Genomic DNA, 22,726 nt, shown 5'->3' on the forward strand with positions numbered 1-22,726 from the left:
TTTTTAAATAAAAAGTATTAGAATTAAATGACTGCTTTAGATACAATTCTACTTGTGTTAATACTTGTTTTTTGCCATGATTGATTTTCTATTTCATCTGATAAGGCTATAATTGTTGAATCGTGAAATAGGGTTGTCATATCGACGCGAACATCAAATTCTTCTCTAACTTTTGTGATTACTCGTGCTGCTTTTAAACTGTGACCTCCTAATGCGAAGAAATCATCTTCGATCCCTATATTTTTTCTTTCCAGTACTTCTTCCCAGATTGCTACTAATTGTTTTTCCTTTTCATTTCTTGGTGCCATATAATTAGAATCAATGGCAAAAACTCCATCAATTGGATCTGGAAGCAAGTTTTTATTTACTTTTCCATTTGCAGTTAAAGGAAAATCTTCTAAAATCATATACATTGATGGAACCATGTGATCTGGAATTTTCTTTAGAAGATATTTTTTCAAATCAACAGGTTTGATTTCTTCCTTTGTAGTTACATAAGCGACTAATTCTTTATTTCCAGAACCATCTGTTTTCAATAATACAATCGCATCATTAATACGTTTGTTAGCTAATAGATGGTATTCTATTTCTCCCAATTCTATACGATAACCACGAATCTTGATTTGGTCATCTTTTCTGCCTACAAACTGAATTTCACCATTTGGCAACCACTTACCTAGATCTCCGGTCTGGTATAATCGTTGATTTTCATTAAATTTATTTTTTATAAATTTTTCAGATGTAGCTTTTTCATTATTAAGATACCCTCTGGCTAAACCATCACCACTAAGACAAATCTCACCAACAACTCCAATAGGCTTCAACAAATTATATTCACTTAAAATATACGCTTGGCTATTATTTATTGGTCTACCAATAGAAATATCCTGAGATATTTCTTTAATACTATGGGTTAATGAAAAAGTAGTATTTTCTGTAGGTCCATAAGCATTTATAATTTCTACATTATCATACTCGCTTTTTAATTTTTGAATATGAGTTGGAGATAATTTATCTCCTCCAACTAATATTGTTGTCAAAGTTTCAAATATTTTAATCTCTAATTCAACTAGTTGATTAAACCACCCAGATGTGAACCACATTACATTCACTTCATTTCTTTGTATCTCTCCCGATAGTTTATTTGTATCTAGTAATACTGCATTAGAGCATAAAATTAATTTGGCTCCATTTAATAAAGGACCCCAGAATTCAAAAGTAGTAGCATCAAATGAACAAGCCCCAGTTGCTAACAAAGTATCTTTTTCAGTAATATTGTAGTAGTTAGTAGACTTAACTAAACGAATTATGCTACGTTGCTCTATCATAACTCCTTTTGGCTTACCCGTAGAACCTGAAGTATACATCACATACGCTAAATCTGTAGATAGTGTCTTATTTTTCGGCAAATCTTTAGAATAGTTTATTATCTCACTTTTAAATGATTCTAATAAGTAATCATCAATTGTAAGTTTACATGAGCAATCTTCTTCCATATAACTTATCCTATCCTCTGGATAGCTAGGATCCAAAGGAACATAACATCCTCCAGATTTTAGCACTGCTAACTCTGCAATAATCCACCATTCACTTCTTTCTAATTTAATTCCAACAAATTCTCCATGTTGAATAGCATAATCTTTTAGAAGGTGATTTGCCAATTGATTTGATAGATCATCTAATTCTCTATATGTGTACTCCTTTTTTTCAAATACAAGAGCTATTTTATTAGGACTCTCATCAACTTGCTCTGCAAAAAGTTCTGTTATTGTCTTATCCTTTGGATACTCTTCTATAGAATTGTTAAAATCATGGAGCAATTGATATTTATCTTTCTCCGATAAATAATCAATCAACCCTATCTTTTGATCAACATTATCTAATATTATTGATACTAGTTTTCTGAAATGATTTATCAGGTTTTTTATGAATTGCTGATCATAGATATCCGTATTATACTTTATTCCAAAAGAAAGAGAATCTCCAACCTCCTGAAAATTAATTTCCAGATCAAATTTTGATAGCGTTGATTTAGTATGAACAATATCTTCAATATAATTTTTGTCAGCTTGGATATGCTCCTTTTTTTCTCCCGCATTTTGAAGAATTAGCATCACATCAAATAAGGGACTTCTACTTATATCTCTCTTCAATTCTAAATCATCTACCAAACGATCAAAAGGATAAGATTGATGTCTATACGCTGATAATGTATTTTCTTTAACATCATTAAATAGTTCTCGAAAACTATTATCTGGATTTATTTTGTTTCGTAATGCAAGTGTATTAATATAAAAACCTATTTGATCTTCAAGGCTTTTATGATTTCTGCCAGCTATTGGAGTTCCTAAAATTATATCCTTATCGGAAGTATAATGATAAAACATAGTATTCCAGCATGACAATAAACCTATAAAAAGACTACCTCCTTGTTCTTGACAAAAGTTTTTCAATCGCTGTGTTTCCTTTTCTGAGATGGTCGTTTGAAGCTTATCACCATTGAATGTTTTAACTTTTGGACGTCTTTTCTCTGTTGGAAGATTTAAAACCGGTAGCTCTCCTGACAAATTATCTAACCAATATTCTTTATGAAACTGATATTCGCTATTTTCAATTTGATTTAACTGCCAAAATGAATAATCTTTATATTGAATACTAAGTTCTGGTAAGCTAGGAACACTCATTTCCTCATAGCACTCATAATAATAAAGAACATCATTAAACAACACCTTATTTGACCAAGCGTCACTAATAATATGATGCATATTAAAGTAAAACACATAATGATCTTCAGAAAGATGAATCAAAGTCGCTCTTAGTAACGGACCATTATCTAATGAAAATGGCACAAAAGAGTCATTATCAATATAAGCCTGCGCAGTTTCTTCTTTGTTTTTAGAATCTCTTAGATCCTGATATCCCATTGTAAAACAGATATCTTCTTTAGCAACTACCCATTGTCTAACTTCACCGGATGTCTCTTCTCTAAAAATTGTTCTGAGAATCTCATGTCTATCTATAGTAGCATTAATAGCTTTTCTGAAATTTTCTATATCATATCTTCCTTTAAGTTCTATATAAGATGGCATATTGTAAGCTATTGAACCTTCTCGTGATTGACTTAGAACCCATAGTCTTCTTTGCGCATCAGATACTGGATAGCTTTCCGAAACTTCTACTTTCTCAATACTTATAAAGTTAGATTTATTTGAATTGGAAATTAAATTTGCATGAGATTCTAAAGTTAAATTATCGAACAATTCCTTAAGAGTCAATTTAACATCAAATGTCTTATGATATTCGTTAATCAACTGTGTTGCTTTTAGACTATGCCCACCTAAGAGGAAAAAATCATCTTTTGCTCCAATTTTGTTCTTTTGTAAAACTTCTTCCCAAATTAAAGCTAAATTTTGCTCTACTTGATTTCTTGGTTCTACATATTCGATACCGGTAGCAATTTCTTTATTTTTAAGACCGATCAAATATTCCTTATCTACCTTTCCATTAACTGTTAACGGCAATGTATCCATCTGAATAAAATATGTAGGCAACATATATTCTGGTAATTTTCCAACCAGATAACTTCTTAATTCTACTGCCTTAAAATCATTATCTCCCAGAACATACGCCACAAGCTCTTTTTCAGAGTTTTCATTTAAAGTGACTAAAACCAGTGCTTGATTAATGTCATTTTTAGTAAGTAATTGTTTTTCTATTTCTCCTAATTCTATTCTATGCCCTCTGATTTTTACCTGATCATCTTTCCTGCCAATATACTCTATGTTCCCATCAGGTAACCATCTAGCCAAATCACCAGTTTTATATAAGTTTCCTGTCTTTCCGAGAAGGTTTTTAACAAACTTCTCTTTTGTTAATTCTGGTCGATTAAGATAACCTACAGCAACACTATCTCCTTCTATTACGATTTCTCCTATAACACCTATTTTACAGGGTCTATTTTCATAATCAATTAAATTGATTTTTACATTCGAGATAGGTTTTCCTATTAGAATTTTTCCCTCTTCATTATGGATTTCTTTAGTTATACATCCTACTGTAGCCTCAGTAGGTCCATATTCGTTATATATTTTTATATCCTTATTCAAGGATATTAAGGTGGCTATTTGTTCCTTAGATAGCTGTTCTCCACCACAGATTACTATTTTAATATTTGTCTCTTCTATATTTAATTGCCCCACTAAAGAAATATGAGCAGGAGTTAACTTCAGAATATCAATATCTGGATTAATAAAACTCTCTTTTAATAATTCGGATATATCTAATTTTTCACTTCCAATCCATATCTTTTTTCCTCTTGTCAAGCTTGTGAATAATGAAGTTACTGTAAGGTCAAAAGAGACCGAGGTTATTAATCCCCAATTTCCAATATTTAGATTATGGAAGTAGTAATCATTTGCCCATTGAATGTAATTCATAAGGTTATTTTGACTAATCAAACATCCTTTTGGGTTACCTGTTGATCCTGAAGTATAAATACAGTAGGCGATATCGTCTGGTGCAATTCTTACCTTACAATCATCTGTCGATGATTCATAAATCTTCTTATCTGATGGTACTACTATCTCTACGTTAGAAAAATCATAGATGTTAAGCAAGTCGGAATCACTAATTAAAGTTTTTGCTTTACTATCTCTTAAAATAAATTGTATTCTTTCTTCTGGATATTCTTGATCAATAGGCACATAATATGCTCCAGCTTTTAAAACCCCAAGTATACTAACTACAAACCAACTTGAACGCCCTTGTAAAATAGCAACAGAATCTCCTTTTTTAATATTACATTGATTAATTAAATAATTTGAAAGTTGATTGGCTCTTCTACTAAGTTCTAAATAAGAAATCTCATTACCTTCATCGATTAAAGCAATGCTATCAGGGTTCTCTATTACCTGATCTTCAAAAAGCTTGATAATTGATTTGTTTGTTTCAAACTCTTTTTTAGTGTTATTTGATTCTTCAATAATTGCTTTCTCAAATTGGCATAACTCTAAACTTTTATTATTCGGTTCTAATTTAAAAAAGGATAGTAACTGTTTCTCAATAAGATTTATTTCTTTCTCTCCAAACTGTTCTTGATCATAGTATAATTCTACGGCAATTTTATCTCCATAATCAACACAACATACTTTAAGTTTAAACAGATCATTCACAGAATATATATCACTCACCTTAAATACACCTTCTGTCTCCTGAGAACTGAAATCCTCTATAAATTGAAAACAGTAGTTAAAGTTCTTGTCTTTGGATCGATTAGAACTATTTTCTCTATCTAAAGAAAAATAATCTGACCAGTTTTGTACGTTTTCAACCTGTGATCGAACCTGCTCTATTCTTGTAAAATCATTTATCTTTTGTGAAGTATCTATTTTAACGGGTATTGCTTTATTTATAACCCCTAGTGTATGATTTAACTCTTCATAGTTTCTCTTAAAAGGAATGTAACCAATAGTTAACTCATTTTTTTCAAATAAGGATAGGTATTCAACTAATTGAGAAAATAGAATATCACTAACATCACAATTTTCATCTTTACTTAACTGAAAAAGTTCTACATACTTTTCTTTTTCTATAACATGAATGTTCTTCTTTATAGGATTAAATAGAGATTTTCGTTCACCTGAAAAAGGTTCCAATCGATTTTCTATTTGAGGATCATAAGTGTCCCAAAAAATTGTTGCGTCAGGCTCTGGGTTATTAATTAATTCATTTTGCCAAGCAGCATAATTCACATAATCAATTTTCTCTATTTCTTCTTTATATTTTTCACGATCCAAAAGTGCCAAAGAAAGCTCTTGACAGAAAAACGAAATGCTATATACATCTCCCCACAATGCATATAATCTAATATAAACAGACTTTATATTCTCATTCTCTGTAACAAAACAGAATCTAATTGGTGAGTTTAAGTATGGACTATAAGGTTTACTAAGTTGACTATTAATATCATCTTCAAGATTTTCTGAACAACTATCAATTTTTTTGTAATCAATTTCTGATTCTTCAGAAGAAAATTGAACAGGGTAATTGTAATTCTTATTAGAGTAAATTTTTGATGAAAGTACTTGATGTCTTTGCACTACTGATTCAATCGCGGGCAACAATTGATCTAATGGAACATCCTTATACATTCGCAATTCTATCTGATTGTACAAAACATTAGAGTTATCCTCTTGAATTTTCCATAAATTTTTCTGATTAATGGAAAATTCATAACCATCAATATTTGTTAAAGTATTTGAATTCATAACGTATTTTTGAAACTTGAATTATTATTTAAAGCGTGAGTATTCATACATACAGTTAGTTGTATGTATATTGAAAAAAAGCAATAAATTGACTATAGAATTTCGATAGACGTAATACTTACCAGAAGATATTTTAAGTAAGTTTATGAAATTGGTGATGCAAATTATTTTTTTGGAATGCTACCGAAATTGGAACCATAAGAAACTCTAGCAAATTGTATTTTCAAACTAATGAGTTTTACCTGTAATACTTGATCATTAAAATAATTGATCCTGTTACTTGCTATGAAACGATTTTCTTTGATCAAACTGTTTTATTTGTATTTCTTTATAAAAACTGTATAAAATACTATTAAAAAAGAAAATATAAAGACTTGTTTATGATATTGATACAATAATTTTTCGATCTCCTTCGTAAGAGTTTCTTCCGTGTGACATTAGCATGTTATCCAAAAATAAAACATCTCCTTTTTGCCAAGGAAATTGTATTGTGGATTTTTCATAAGCATGTTTTATTTCAGAAATTTCTTCTTTTGATATTTCAGTACCGTCTCCGAAAAATGTATTATTTGGTAAATCATTATCAGATTCAACAGATTTAAGGATATCATCATTCAGCATGTGTTTATTAAAAAACAAACTATGATTAAACCACACCATTTCTTTTGTTTCTGGGTGTTCCCATATTGCTTTTTTAGTCCATTTAAGAATTAGCGTGTCCTCATCTTGCCAATCAAATAGCATTCCTGATTTCTTACATTCGTCCTCAACTACTTTTCTATCCTTAGTTTGAAAAACTTCTTGCCAAGATAAACCCAATAATCCGTTAAGATTTCTTCTATAAAGCACTCCTTTTTCTAAAAATTTATTTTTTAAACTCTCGCTTAGAAAAGTTACTATCTTTCTATTATCTGCTATTGGTGTTTCTCCTTTTTTTATCGCTGGTTGCACACAACAAAACACAATTCTTTTAGGGTGATTAGGAGCGTATGAGCTTTCACTATGCATGTTTATTATTTGATCATTTGGGTAGGTTGTAGATACATAAACATTATTATCGATCTCAAAACGAGGAGATGATCTCATTTTATATTCTAAAAGTTCATTTGGAAATTTACTCATCAAATTTTGAAATTTCTCTACACTATTAACGTTAAACCCTCTTAATAAAATTGCTCCGTATTTTTTTAAATTAGAAGTAAATAAGTTTTTATTGTCAATTATCCAATTTTCTAAATTAAAACCCGAATTAACTGGTTCTACAACAAGAGGAAATTGGTCTATATTGTTCAAAAATGAATTTCTAACCTCTTCGCCATCGCTTATTTTCTTTACTTTTATATTTCTGAATTTTTCTAATGTGTTTTTCATTTTAGTGATGTTTTAGTGATATTTTAATAACTCTTTAATTTTTGAAGATTTTTTTTCCTAGAATTTCGAATTGATTCCATTTGATAATCAACATCCTTAATTTTTTTACTTGGCTTGTTTATTAATTGTTTTAGAAGAATTTTATAGTCTCGCATCATTTTTTTAATTAATGGTTTTTCATATAAATCACTATCATAATTTATATTAAAGTAAATATGTTCCCCTCTTTCCATAAAATTCATGATCATATCTAATTTTGATTTCGCTTCTCCTTGATCTATAATTTCACCCTCATTGTATTCTATTGCTACATCCTTGTTGTCTTCAATAATATTATGAAAAGATAACATCACATCAAATAATGGATTTCTAAGCGGATCTCTCACCAATTTCATGTCATTTATTAATCTATCAAAAGGATATGACTGATGATCGTAATTTTTGAGCATTAACTTTTTGACTCTTTTAAAAGTATCTATAAAACTTTCGTCTGGATCTATTTGATTTCTTACCACTAAAGTATTTATATAACATCCAATTTGATTTTTTAAATCGAGATGATCTCTACCCGCAACAGGTGTTCCAATTATAAAATCCTGACCTTGTGTATATTTATGAAACAAAATATTCCAAACGGTTAGGACCCCCATAAATAAACTTCCAGAATTTTCATTACAAAAGTCTTTTAACTGTGCGGTGCTTTCTGAAGAAATATAAGTTGCAAGTTTATATCCAAGATATTTTTTGGATTTAGGACGAGCGTTTTGGCCTGGTAAATCTAGTATAGGTAATTGACCGGATAATATCTCTAACCAATAATTTTTATCGTTCTTAAATTTTTCATTATTCGTTTGGTCTATTTGCCAAAAAGCATAATCCTTATATTGGATTCTTAGTTTTGCTAAATCCACCTCAACTCCATTTTTATTAGCTTCATAGTATTTAAGTACATCATTAGCTAATATATTCATCGACCATCCATCACTAATAATATGATGCATATTAAAATGAAAAATAAAACTCTCATCAGCCATTCTAATTAAACTAGCCCTTAAAAGAGGTCCTTTTTCTAAATCATATGGTCTGTAAGATTCTTCTGAAATATAATTATTAACACTTTGTTGTTTATCTTCTCGACTTCTAACATCCATATACTTAATTTTAAAACCAAGTGTTTCTTTTGTTAAAATCCATTGTCTTATTTCTCCAGATTCATCTTCTTGAAATATTGTTCTCAATATTTCGTGTCTATCTATAGTATCATTTAACGCCTTTTCTAAACTTTCTACATTGTAATCTCCTCGTAATTCTGTTTGAAAAGAAATGTTATATGCTGATGAACCTTCTGGAAATTGACTTAATATCCATAGGCGTTTTTGAGCATCAGATAAAGGGTATGATTTTAAAGTTTCTACTATTCCTATATCTTTATAACTATCATTCTCATTAGATGTTTCTAATAATATAGTATGAGAATGAACTGTAGAACTATTATACAAATCTTTTAAACCAAGTTTTATCCCAAAGGATTTATGATATTCATTAATTAATCTAGTTGCCTTTAAACTATGCCCCCCTAACTCAAAGAAGTCATCATTCATTCCGATATTCTCATTATTCAATACATCTTTCCATATCTTGATTAACTCTTTTTCTCTTTCATTTGATGGAGGTACATATTCAACTCCACCTAAAAATTCTACTTCATCTGGATTGGGAAGTAATTTTTTAGCTACTTTACCATTAGTAGTCAACGGAAGTTTTTCTAATTGAATAAAATGAGCAGGAATCATATAGGTAGGAAGCCTTTTTGACAAATACTCCCTTAAGCTAGAAATATCTAATATTTCTTCTGAAACTAAATAAGCCACCAACTCTTTACTTCCTGAATTTGTTTCTTTTGCCAAAACGATTGATTCTTTGACATCTTCTTTGGTTAATAATTGATATGCTATCTCTCCTAATTCTATTCTATAACCTCTAATCTTGACCTGATCATCTTTTCTTCCAATAAACTCTACAGTTCCATCAGGTAACCATCGTCCTAGATCTCCTGTTTTGTATATTATATCTCCTTTAATAAATGGATTCGATATAAATTTTTCTTCTGTTAATTGTGGTGAATTCAAGTATCCTCTTGCCAAACCATCACCTCCTAAACAAATCTCTCCTTTAACTCCAACAGGAATTAAAGAATTATTAGTATCCAGTATATAAACTTTACTATTACTAATTGGTTGTCCGATAGGAATATTTTCTGACACTTTCCCTATATTATATGTTATAGAAAAAGTTGTATTTTCTGTGGGACCATAACCATTGATTATTTCAAGATTTTTATAAGTTTCTCGTAACTTATGTATATGTATAGAAGATAATTTATCACCACCAGATATTATAGTTTTTAAATTTCTAAATATGTCAAGGTTAGACTCTACTAGTTGATTTAACCAACCTGCTGTGAACCACATTACATTTACATCTCTTTTCTCTATCTCATATGCCAAAAGTTCATTATCTAGTAGGGTATCGTTCGAACATAATATTAATCGAGATCCATTTAATAGTGTACCCCAATATTCGAAAGTAGTAGCATCGAATGAAAATGAACCTGTTGCTAACAATGTATCTTTACTAGAGAAACGATAATAATTAGATGATTTCACCAATCTAATTACATTTTTTTGTTCTATCATTACTCCTTTTGGGTTTCCTGTTGATCCTGATGTATACATTACATACGCTAAATTTTTTGATGTAACTTTTACTTTTGGGCAACTTGTATCAGAGTGACGTGCTTCTTTCTTAAAGGATTTTACTGTATTTTCATCTATTGTAAACTTACAGTTGCTATCCTTTTCTATATGATCTATTCTTTGTTGGGGATATTTTGGATCTATTGGAACATATGCTCCTCCTGTCTTTAAAATTGCTAATAGTGAAATTATCAACCACTCACTTCGATCTAATTTAACGCCTATTAAATCTTCAATTTCTATAGAATGATTTTTTAATAGATAATTTGCAAATTGATTCGATAACTCATCTAATTGTTTATATGTGAACTCTTTTTCTTCAAAAATGAGGGCAATTTTATTAGGTTGTTTTTCTACTTCAACTTTATATAAATCAATTATAGTACTATAGTCCGGATATGATTTTTTTGTGTCATTAAATTCCTCTAAGAGTTTATATCTGTCTTGCTCTAAAAGGTAATCAATATCACCTATTTTCTGTTCTGGACCTTCTAAAATACTACCTATTAGATTTTTGTAATGTTGTATTAAGTTTTTTATCATCGAATACTCATATATATCAGTATTGTAATTAACATAAAACGACAGATAGTCTCCAACTTCCTTAAAGTTAATCTCGATATCAAATTTTGATATTCCGGGTCCAAGATCTTTATATGAATCTATAATCTGATTTTCATTATCAATTATATCCATTACCTTACCGGTATTCTGTAATATTAACATCACATCAAATAAGGGATTTCTGCTTGGATCAATAGTGAGATCTAGTTTATCAACTAATTTGTCAAAGGGATACGTCTGATGACTAAAAGATTGCAGGGTAGATTCTTTTATTTTTTCATAGAACTCTATAAAGTTATCGTTCGCATCAATATTGTTTCTCAATGCTAAAGTGTTTACATAAAACCCTATTTGATTTTCAAGATCCGCATGCTCTCTTCCTGCAACAGGAGTACCTATTACAATGTCTTGTAACGATGTGTATTTATAAAGTAGCAAATTCCAAGTAGCGAGTAAATTAATAAATAAGGTGCCTCCATTTTTTTGCGAAAAATCCTTTAGTTTACTAGTAACTTCTGATGATAAACTGGTTTCTAATCTATGTCCCTTGTATGTTTTGAATTTAGGGCGTTTTTTCTGACTTGGCAACTCTAACGAAGGTAACTCTCCAGACAATTTATTCAGCCAATATGATTCATCATCTTTATAGTTTTGATTCTCTGATTCTCCTAATTGCCAAGCTGCATAATCTTTATATTGAATTTTTAATTCTGATAATTCAGGTACTATTCCTTTCTCAAAAGCCTGATAATACTCTAAAGCATCTTTAATTAATATTTCTCTAGACCAACCATCACTTATAATGTGATGCATATTATAGTAAAAGATATATTCTTTATCAGCAGTATGCAGAATTGCTGCTCTTAACAGAGGACCTGTTTCTAAATCAAAAGACGTGTATGAATCTTTATCAACATAATTTTTAACTAAAACTTCTTTGTTAGATTCTTTTCTGAAATCCTGATAATCTACATCAAAATCAAGTTTTTCATATGGCAATACCCATTGTCTTATTTCTCCAGGTTGATTTTCTTTGAAAACGGTTCGTAAGATTTCATGTCTTTTTATAACTGTCGAAATAGCTTTCTTGAAATTTTCAATATTATAATCCTTAGTCAATTTTACGCAAGAAGGCATATTATAGGCTATAGAACTATCTTCTATCTGGCTCAATGTCCATAATCGTTTTTGAGCATCAGACATTACATAATCTTCACTTGCCTCAATATTAGGAATCTTTTTGTATTCCTTATTTTGAGATTGAAAACTCCCATATTCTTGTAAATAAGATAAAATTTCTTCTTTTCTATCTTTAATTTCTTCCAACAGTTTTAGGTCTATTTCTTCATTATCTGAAAAGAGTTTTAATCGTCCGTCAACTACATCTAGTAAAATGTTTTCTTCCGAAATTTTTTCCAAAAACTTGATCATAATTCTATCTCTTTTAACTGCTTATTAGTATTTTGAATTGCTTTTTGCTTTGTAGTGATTTTTATTTGAGAAGCTAAATATTCTATAGTTGGATAATTGAATAAACTAATGACATTGATATTTACCTTAAATTCTTTATTAATTTTATATAATATTTTAATGGCTTTGATGCTATTTCCTCCTAGGTCAAAAAAGTTATCTTTTATACTTATTCTCTCCGTAGCTAATACTTCTTGCCAAAACAGATGTACTCTTTCTTCTATTTTATTGGTGGGTTTTATATACTCTTCTTGATGTAAAATTTCTATATGTTTGGGGTCTGGCAAAGATTCTTTATCTACTTTCCCATTTTTAGTCTGAGGTATACTATCTAATTGTACAAAATGACTAGGCATCATATATTCTGGTAGTTTATCTAACAGATAATTTCGTAAATATTTAGTGCTTAGTTTCTTCTGTGAGACCACATATGCAGTTACTTCCTTTTGTCCGAATACGTCTGTCGTAATTTTAGTAACTGCCTCAACTACATCTTCCTTAGATTGTAATTGAGATTCGATTTCATTAAGTTCTACTCTATATCCTCTAATCTTTACTTGGTCATCTTTTCTTCCTAAAAATTCAATAGTTCCGTTAGATAACCATCGACCTAAATCTCCTGTTTTATATATGTATTCTTCTTTCTGAAACGGGTTTTGAATAAACTTTTCTTTGGTTAACTCTGTCCTGTTCAAATATCCTTTCGCTAAGCCTTCACCACCAATACAAATCTCTCCTATAACGCCTACAGGTTGTAATTGAAGATTCTTTCCTAATATGAATATTTTATTATTAAAAATAGGGTGCCCAATTACCGGATTCTTCATAAAGCGTTGAAGATTATCTTTTGTTATTTCAAAAGTACATACGCCGATTGTCCCTTCTGATGGTCCATAATGATTTATCAATTTTATATTAGTCTCGGATATAATTTTCTGAACATCAGTTAGATTTTGACTCTCCCCCCCAGTCAGAATCAACCTCAAATCTTTACTATTAATAAGATTTGAAGTATCAACCTGATTTAATAAAACGTTTAAATAAGTAGGTGTGATTTTTAAGAATGTAATCTTATTTTCTTCAATATATCTAGAAACTTCAACAGGATTTTTAATAACTAATTTATCCAAAAAATGAATAGCGCCTCCATTTAAAATACATCCAAAAACACTTGTATAGATTAAATCAAAAGCCATACTTGATGTAACAATACTACTATCGTTAGAAGTTATTTGATTCGCATTCTTGAACCAATTGATGTAATTAACAATAGACTTATGTTGGATCTTAACACCTTTTGGCTTACCTGTAGTGCCAGAGGTATAAATCAAATATGCCAAATTAGACGATGAATAATTTATTTGTGGAGCATTATGATTATATACATTCGATTGATTAATTGATTTTACTACCTCATCCACCTGTAAGAAGGTCTTACAAGAACTATCCTCTATAATAAATTGAATTCTATCTTTAGGTAATTCAGGATCTAATAATAAATACGTCCCACCACATTTTAACACTCCTAACATTATAGCTAATGTAAAGTCTCCCCTATCTAATTCTATTGCAACAACATCTTCTGGTTTAATCTTTTTCTCAAGAGATAAATAAGAAGCTATTTTGTTCGACAACTCGTTAAGTTCTGTATATGAAAGCTTTTCTTTTCCATAAACACAAGCTGTTTTATTTGGAGCTATTTTTACCTGTTCTTCAAAAACATCTATAATAGTCTTTTCATTTGGATATGCTACTTTGGTCGAATTAAAATTATTTAATATTTCATTAATTTCTTCTTGTTTCAGGTAACCTAATTCTTCTATTGTTAGCTCAGGATCGCTTAGAATACTATTTAATAGTTCTTTGTAATGATTTATTAAGTTTTCTATGGATTTCTTATCATACAAATCTGTATTATAATTTATAGTAAAAATTAATGCATTTCCAATTTCCTGAAAATGAATATTAATATCCAGTTTTGACGCTACGGCTCCCTCATCAGTAATATCATTACGAGAGTATTCCTTATCTAAGGGTATTTCATAATTATCTTCTACATTATGCAATACCAACATGGAATCAAAAATTGGGCTACGACTGGTATCTCTTTTTATATTAAGATCTTCAATAAGTCTATCAAAAGGATATAGTTGATGATCATATGCGGCAAGTGTATTTTCTTTTACTTTTTTAAAAAATGCAGTAAAACTTTCTTGAGCATCCATCTTATTACGCAATGCCAAGGAATTAACATAGAAACCAATCTGATTCTCTAAATCTTTATGATCTCTCCCAGCAATAGGTACGCCAACTATAGTTTCTTTTTGTGAAGTATACTTGTAGCAGAGTACATTCCAGACAGCTAATAGCCCAATAAACAAGCTACCTTCCTGCTGACGACAATATTCTTTTAACTCTGTGGTAATATTAGTAGATAAAAAAGTTGATAATCTTCGACCATTATGCGTTTTAATCCTAGGTCTTAATTTTTGTCCAGGCAAGTTTAGTTGTGGTAAATCTCCCGATAAATTCTCTATCCAATATTCTTTATGCTTTTTTAATTGATCTGTATTTAGTTGTAATTGTTGCCAGTTTGCATAATCTTTATACTGAATTTTTAATTCATCTAGATTTGGTTGAATATCTTTTTCATAAGCCTTATAACAGTGCATTACATCTTTAATCAATTGTCCAATAGACCAACCATCACTGATGATATGATGCATATTAAAATAAAATATATAAAGCTCATTAGAAACCCTAAGTAAACTTGCTCTTAGTAAAGGTCCTTCAGACAAATCAAATGCCTGATAAGAATCTTTACTAATATATTTTTTTGCAGTTAACAAGGCATCTTCTTCTTCCCTTAGATCTTTATAATCTATTTGAAAATCTAACTCTTTCGAATCTAATATCCATTGTTTTACTTCTCCCGAGGTATCTTCCTTAAATATTGTTCTAAGTATCTCATGCCTTTCTATAGTAGCACTTACAGCCTTCTTAAAATGATCAACATTATAGTTTCCTTTTAACGATAACGAATATGGCATGTTATAAGCTTTAGAAGTATCTTCAAATTGGCTTAATATCCATAATCTCCTTTGAGAGTCTGATATCGGGTAGCTTTCTGATTCAGTTACTTTTTTTATTTCTTTGTACGTAGCTTTGGTTGATGAGATTATCAATTCTGCCTGAGATTCTAACACGCAATGTGTAAAGAGATCCTGTATACTTAAGGATACATCAAAAACCTTATTAATCCTTGATTTCAAACGTATTAACTTTATACTATTACCTCCTAAAAACAAAAAATTATCTTTCTTACCAATCTTTTTTATAGCAAGAACCTCTTCCCAGATTCTAATTAGCTCTTTTTCTTTTTCGTTAGTCGCGCTCTGATAATTCTCATTTATCGTTATATTTTTTAAGTTTTCTTTTAATGCTATTGAATCTATTTTCCCATTAGCGTTAATAGGAAAAGATTCTAGATGAATAAAGATTGATGGTATTTCGTAAAGAGATAAATATTTTAAACAATGTGTTCTAATTTCTTCCTTGCAATCAATATCTAATTTAGCCGTATAAAAACAAGCAAGGCGTGAATCTGAATTAGTTTCTTCATCAAGCATGCATTTTACCATATTAATTTGCGGCAAATTCAAAATCGTACTTTCTATCGAATTAAGATCACTGCGTACACCGTTTAATTTTACAATACCATCTTTTCTTCCCTGTACAATTATATTACGATCTGAATCATATTTTCCGTAATCACCAGTTTTATAAATAATATCTGTGTCATTATTTAATGGGTTTTGAATAAATTTCTCCTTTGTTTGCTCTTCGTCTCCTAAATAACCTTTTGATAAAAAAGGTGTTTTTATATAAATTTCTCCAACTTCATTAATTCGGCATAACTCGTTATCAGAATTTAAAATCAGTAAAACAGTGTTTGATATTGGTTTTCCCACACATAACACATCCGAAGAAGCACCTTTAAGATCTTTCTCTACCCTGTAAAATGATTTAACCAACGTTGCTTCTGTAGTTCCATACAAGTTAATGATCGTTGTATTGTTTCCATACACTTCTCTCCAATTTATAATATCTCTATTATATAATTTTTCTCCTGCTAACAATAAATTTCTAAGTTTAGGATACTTATTACATCGTACGCCTCTTTCAATACAACTTGATGAAGATAATAGCCTAAACATTGTAGGTACCGTATGTAATAAAGTAATCTCTTTTGACTTTATCCAATCGGATAATTTTGTTGGTTCTTGCTTTATGTCTTTAGGAACTAAACAAAGTATAGCTCCATTTATCAATGGCAAGAAAATATCTCTTAGAGAGGCATCAAAAGCTAATGATATTAACTGACTAACTTTTTCTTTATCAGTAACACCTAACTCCTTAGATTCCCAATGAATAAAATGGCTTAAGCTTTTATGGTTTCCTAAAACAGCTTTGGGTTTCCCACTTGAACCTGAAGTAAAATATATATAACTTGAGTCATCACCTGATACTGTTACATTTACATTCGTTTCTAAAAGATCTGCTTCGAAAAATTCTTCTATATATGCATCATTATAATATCGATAAACAACATAATTTAATTCGCCATTAGAATTTATATCTAGTACGATAACTTCTGGAATTGTATAGTCATATAACGTATTATAGTGTTCGATAACAGATAACTCTGAGGGAGAAACTATAGCTGTTTTTGGTTTAATTTTATTGTATAATACTGACCAATGGTTTATTTTGTAATTTTTATCTAATGGAATATAAATACCTCCAGATTTAAAAATACCTAACAAGGAAAAAATTTGTATTAGATCATTATTAAAAAGAGTTGCTACAACATCTTCCTTTTGAACCAGACGCAAATTCAATAGATTTGCAACTCTATTTGCATAGGAGTTTAAACTGTCATAGCTAATTGTTTTATTATCGTATTCTATTGCAGTAGCATTACCTTTTTCTGAAACAACTTTCTCAAAAACGTTATGTATTACTTTTTTATCCATGGTAAACCATTTTTTTACGTAGTACTCTACTTTTTAAATTCAATTTATTTATTACTGTATCCACTAAAACATCTACTGCATCCAGGTAAGGAATCGTTTCCTCTGTTTTACTATAACCAATCTGAACCTCCGTACAACCACCTATTATTAAATCAATATTTTTATGTTTTAATCTATTAACAGCTTCTTGAAAAAGAGCATAAGCTTCTTGAGATATTTGTGCAGATTTCAATCCTCCTTGCATATAGACTGATTTCATAAATTTTTCTTCCTGATCAATATCGTCCAAAGTGATCAGCTCAAAAGGCAAATTCTCAAACCTATTATGAAATAGTCTTGATTTTATAGTCCCCGTGGTTGCCAACAAGCCAACTCTTTGAACACCTATATAATCATTCATTATAGTATCAGCTACCAAATCGATTGGATTTAAAATATTCTGTCTCAATTCATTTTCTAATTGATTTAAAAAAAAATATGAAGTGATACAGGTGGAGACGATATAATCAACATTACACTTTCTCATTATATCCAAAGACCTTAAAAGTTGATTATTAGGCGACTCTTGACCATAAACAATTGCTAAAGTTCTATCTGGCACTTGGCTATTGTTATGAACTATAAATTCTGGAAAATCTTGATCTTTTAACGCTTGTATATTTTGGGTAAGTTTATTGATAAAAAGCAATCCTGCTTTAGTACCCATACCAGATATTATCCCTAATTTTTTATGACTCATGACCTAAAAATTTTCGTCAATAGACATAATCAATTCTTCAGTAAAGCTTTCTTGTTCGTCATTTTCAACGTCGTCTAAAATACCTTTACAATAATCTTCTATGTGATTTGAAGAATCCTGCACTATCTGTTCAAAAAGAGAAACAAAATCAATTGATAATTTATTGATTGTTGAATCATCAAATAGATCTTTATTATATATTAGGTCATAACGTATCTCTGAATCAGAAACTGTAAAATAAAAAGTAATATCAAACTTGCTACGAACGTTTAATTCTTCACTTGATTTTAACTCTTTCTTTTCCGTTGTAAATTGTTTTTGCTCTATTACTTCTTCATTAAGAACCAGTAGTACGTCAAACAAAGGACTTCTAGATAAATCCTTAGCTTGTCCTACATCTTCTATTAAAGTATCAAATGGATACTCTTGATGTTCAAACCCTTCTAACACTATATTTTTCACATTTTCGAGTAAATCAGTATAAGTGCCCTTATGATTTAAATCTTGTCTTAATGCGATTGTATTTAAATAGAAACCTATTTGATCCTTCAATTCAGGATTTTCTCTTCCGGCTAATGGGCTACCAACTATGATATCCTTTTGATATGAATATCGATATAATAACATATAAACTACACTCAATACATTCATATATAACGTAGTACCTGTATTTTGAGCTAATTCTAATAAACCAGCAGAAGTTTCAATGGATAATTGGTGGCTTATTACTCCTCCATTATTTGTTTTAACAAGAGGACGTTTCTTAGCAATGTTCAAATTTAATTTTGGAATCTCTCCACTAAATTGCTTTAACCAATATTTTCTATGATTCTGAAAACTATCTCCTTTAACCTGATTTTGTTGCCAAATAGCATAATCTTTATATTGAATATTTAGTTTTGGTAACTCAAGCTTTTTACCGTTTCTATAATATTCATAATATGCAAGGACATCCTTTGCTAGGACTTCTATTGACCAACCATCACTAATAATATGATGCATGTTATAATAAAAGACATATTGATCATTCGAGAGTTTTAGTACACTTACTCGGATAAGAGGTCCATTCACTAAATCAAATGGTTTATATGAATCTTCTCTTGTATACATTCTTACACATTCATCTTTATTTATTTCTTGGCTAAAATCAACAATATCTATTTGAAAATCTAACTCTTCTTTAGACAAAATATATTGTCTAAAATCCCCTAAATCATCCTCTTTAAAGACAGTTCTGAGAATTTCATGTCTACTTATTACTGCCTTTATAGCTTTTTTAAAGTTTTCAATATCATGATCATCGTTCAAAACCATATAAGATGGCATATTATAAGCTACAGAGTTCTCCTCCACTTGGCTCAAAATCAACAATCTTCTTTGCGCATCGGACAAAGGATAACTATCTGCTATTGCTGCTTTTTTGATACTAGAAAAAGTTTTTTTATCACACGATTCTATAAGTCTAGCTTGCTCCCTAAGAGTTGGATTTGAAAATAATTGCTTTAGTTCTAGTTTTACCTGAAAGGTTTTATGAATGTTTCCTATAAGTCGTGTAGCTTTTAAACTGTGTCCTCCAAGTTCAAAAAAGTTGTGGTGGACTCCAAAATTATCAGTGTTCAGTAATTCTACCCAAATATCAAACAATGTACTTTCTATTTGATTTGAAGGTGCAATATTTTCTATGAGATTTTCTGACAAATTCTCTAATGGAGATGGTAAGCCTGATTTATCAATTTTACCATTAGAATTCATAGGAATTTGTTCCATAATTACGATAAAAGTTGGCACCATATATTCAGGTACTTTACTCGCAATATGTGATTTTATATCGCTTACCAATAGATTACTGGAAACTGAAACATATGCCACTATACTTTTATCACCATCGGGCATTTCAATTAACTTTATAACACTTTGAGTAATCTCCGTTAGTGTATCAAGCTGTTTTTTTATTTCATCTAATTCTATACGATATCCTCTAATTTTTACCTGATCATCTATCCTTCCTAAATACTCCATTTCGCCATTATCAAGAAAACGGACTAAATCACCAGTACGATACATTTTTCCATTTTTTTCAAATGGATTTCTTATAAATTTTTCTGCATCTAATTCTTCTCTATTTAAGTATCCACGTGCTACTCCTTCTCCTGCAACGTATAACTCTCCTGGTCTACCGTATGGAAGTAAATACTGTTCTTTATCTAAAATATAACATTGTGCAAACGATAAAGGTTTTCCAATAGTACTGACTGGCAACATCAATGATTCTTGTGTTAATTCCTTAAAGGTAACATGCACAGTAGTTTCAGTAATCCCATACATGTTTATTAAGTTAACTTCGGGATGCTTTTCACTCCATTCTTTTAATTTTAAAGGATTCAATGATTCTCCTCCAAATATGACATATCGTAAAGAAGGAATCTCTAGTTTATGCTCCATAAAATTATAAAATGCGGATGGTGTCTGACTAAATATTGTAACCTTATTATCATTCATTAATCTAACAAGAGATTCTGGGTCTCTTGCTTCTTGATCATTAATTACAACAAGATTACCTCCACTTAGAAGACATCCAAAGATCTCCCAAACAGAAAAATCAAAACAATAGGAATGGAAAAATGTCCAAGAATCATCAGCAGAAAAATTAAATTTCTCATTACAAGATTTAAATAAACTCATTGCATTACGATGTTCTATCATAACTCCTTTAGGCTGTCCCGTCGTACCTGAAGTATATATAATATATGCTAAATCACTAGGCGTAACATCTACTTCAGGAGCATTGGTATCTGTATCCCTAATAGTCGAAGAAAATTTGTTTAAAAAATCTCCATCTATTACTAATTTACTAGAAGTATCTGAAAGAATAAATGATTTTCTTTCTTCTGGATAATCTGGGTTTATAGGAACATATGTAGCTCCACATTTAAGAACGGCAAGTAATACAACTATAAGTTCTTCTGATTTTGGTAAAACAACGGCTATAGCATCTTGTACCTTCACATCAAAGTGATCTATAAGCATATTAGCCATTTGATTAGAACGAACATGTAAATCCAAATAACTCATGCTTCCTCCTGACCAACTCAATGCTGTTTTATCTTTACACCTTTCAACCTTTTGCGAAAAACCATTTACAATTGTACTATCTTCTTTTTCAAAACCTGAGATGGTTTTATGTATAAGATTTAATTCTTCATCTTTAGATAGTAATGGAATATCTTTTAGTTTCACTTCATCTTCTTTGACTAAAGAAAACAATAGCCTTTGTATTAAATTCAAAAGTGACTCGACGGTACCTGAATTAAAATACAACTCATTGTATGTCAAAACGAAATCATAATCTTTTCTATTTTTACTTACTAATAAATTAAAATCATATTTACCCCATCCTTGATTAGTATCATTTACATCATATGAGTTAGCGTTATTATTTAGATCATTATCATCATAGACATATAAAATATCAAATAATGCCGTACGACTCATATCCTTTTTAGGGTTGATCTCACGAACCAACCTATCAAACGGCATAGTCTTGTATTCTTCTGATTCTATAAACGTCTGATCAACAGTCTTGCATAGTTCTCTAAGCTCTTTATCAGTCTGTAAGAAAGTTCGCAACACTACCAAATTTTCTATAGGACCTATTATATTTTTGGTGCTTTCGGAACGCAAATCCATCAATGTTCCTATAACAATATCTGACAATCCCGTTAATCTAACAAGAGCCATTTTATAAGCTGCCAGAAATAAGCTACGTGGACTAATATTTGATTTTCTACAAAATGAATCTATTTGATCCCGTCGTAATGTAAATTTTTTCTTGTTAGCTCTATATACATGAACTTGTTCTCGTTCTTTATCTGTAGGAAAGTATAATACCTGTAAATCTTTTAATTTTGATTTCCAGTAAAAAGTAAGTGATTCTAAATCGTCATTAGTTAACCCATTTTGCCAATTAGAAAAATCTAAATATTGCAAACTTTTATCAAGACCAATAGCTGTATCATCAATAGCTGTTAAAAATTCTTTCTTTACAAGTTTTAAACTTTTACGATCTATAATTGCGTGATGAAATATGAACAAAAAATCTGTACTATCCTCTTTACTATCAAAATAGACCTTAAATAAATATTCTGAATCAAAATCAAACGGTTTTTGACGTAGTTCTTCCTCTCTATTTTTTATTTCTTGCTCTTCAATACAGATCGTTCCACTATGGAAATCTTCAATTTCAGAAACTTTTTGAAAAATATGATCTCCCTCTTTTAAAAACCCTGTTCTTAGTATAGTATGGTTTTTAGTCAATTGAAGAATTGCCGCCTCTATTGACTTCTTTTCAATTTTTTTACTCACCTTGAAAAACAAAGGAATATTATGATAAATTGGTCCTCCTACGTATAGGTCATTTTTCTCAAAGTGGTCAATAAACCACAACCTTTGTTGATGATATGAACTTAGATTTTTCATTCTTTTTAGATTAAATGCTATTTTTGTGAACTTGATATGTAAAAAATT

6 protein-coding genes are annotated in these 22,726 nt (G+C 30.0%); all 6 read right to left on the reverse strand.

Annotated features, from left to right (window positions below; translation table 11 throughout):
• Positions 1–23: 23 nt before the first annotated feature.
• Positions 24–6,266 (reverse strand): non-ribosomal peptide synthetase, encoded by a 6,243-nt coding sequence (locus tag H526_RS28715; protein WP_027392677.1) that lies wholly within the window; start codon positions 6,264–6,266, stop codon positions 24–26.
• 378 nt (positions 6,267–6,644) lie between these two features.
• Positions 6,645–7,637 carry a TauD/TfdA family dioxygenase gene (locus H526_RS0108860; RefSeq protein WP_027392678.1) on the reverse strand — a complete coding sequence of 331 codons (993 nt, stop codon included), beginning with the start codon at positions 7,635–7,637 and terminating at the stop codon, positions 6,645–6,647.
• Between the two features lie 23 nt (positions 7,638–7,660).
• Positions 7,661–12,388 (reverse strand): non-ribosomal peptide synthetase, encoded by a 4,728-nt coding sequence (locus H526_RS0108865; protein ID WP_027392679.1) that lies wholly within the window; start codon positions 12,386–12,388, stop codon positions 7,661–7,663.
• Positions 12,385–17,463: a non-ribosomal peptide synthetase gene (locus tag H526_RS0108870; RefSeq protein ID WP_027392680.1), complete on the reverse strand. Its 5,079-nt coding sequence runs from the start codon at positions 17,461–17,463 to the stop codon at positions 12,385–12,387. The genes H526_RS0108865 and H526_RS0108870 overlap by 4 nt, the downstream gene beginning before the upstream one ends.
• Positions 17,456–18,202 carry an aspartate/glutamate racemase family protein gene (locus tag H526_RS0108875; protein WP_027392681.1) on the reverse strand — a complete coding sequence of 249 codons (747 nt, stop codon included), beginning with the start codon at positions 18,200–18,202 and terminating at the stop codon, positions 17,456–17,458. Before H526_RS0108875 ends, H526_RS0108870 begins: the two co-directional genes overlap by 8 nt.
• Before the next feature lie 3 nt (positions 18,203–18,205).
• Positions 18,206–22,678 carry a non-ribosomal peptide synthetase gene (locus H526_RS0108880; RefSeq protein WP_027392682.1) on the reverse strand — a complete coding sequence of 1,491 codons (4,473 nt, stop codon included), beginning with the start codon at positions 22,676–22,678 and terminating at the stop codon, positions 18,206–18,208.
• Positions 22,679–22,726 lie beyond the last annotated feature (48 nt).

The organism is Aquimarina latercula DSM 2041 (assembly GCF_000430645.1).
GTDB classification, from domain to species: Bacteria; Bacteroidota; Bacteroidia; order Flavobacteriales; family Flavobacteriaceae; genus Aquimarina; species Aquimarina latercula.

Coding starts and splice junctions, on each gene's coding strand:
- H526_RS28715 (WP_027392677.1), bottom strand. CDS start 6,266: ATGAATTCAAATACTTTAACAAATATTGATGGTTATGAATTTTCCATT.
- H526_RS0108860 (WP_027392678.1), bottom strand. CDS start 7,637: ATGAAAAACACATTAGAAAAATTCAGAAATATAAAAGTAAAGAAAATA.
- H526_RS0108865 (WP_027392679.1), bottom strand. CDS start 12,388: ATGATCAAGTTTTTGGAAAAAATTTCGGAAGAAAACATTTTACTAGAT.
- H526_RS0108870 (WP_027392680.1), bottom strand. CDS start 17,463: ATGGATAAAAAAGTAATACATAACGTTTTTGAGAAAGTTGTTTCAGAA.
- H526_RS0108875 (WP_027392681.1), bottom strand. CDS start 18,202: ATGAGTCATAAAAAATTAGGGATAATATCTGGTATGGGTACTAAAGCA.
- H526_RS0108880 (WP_027392682.1), bottom strand. CDS start 22,678: ATGAAAAATCTAAGTTCATATCATCAACAAAGGTTGTGGTTTATTGAC.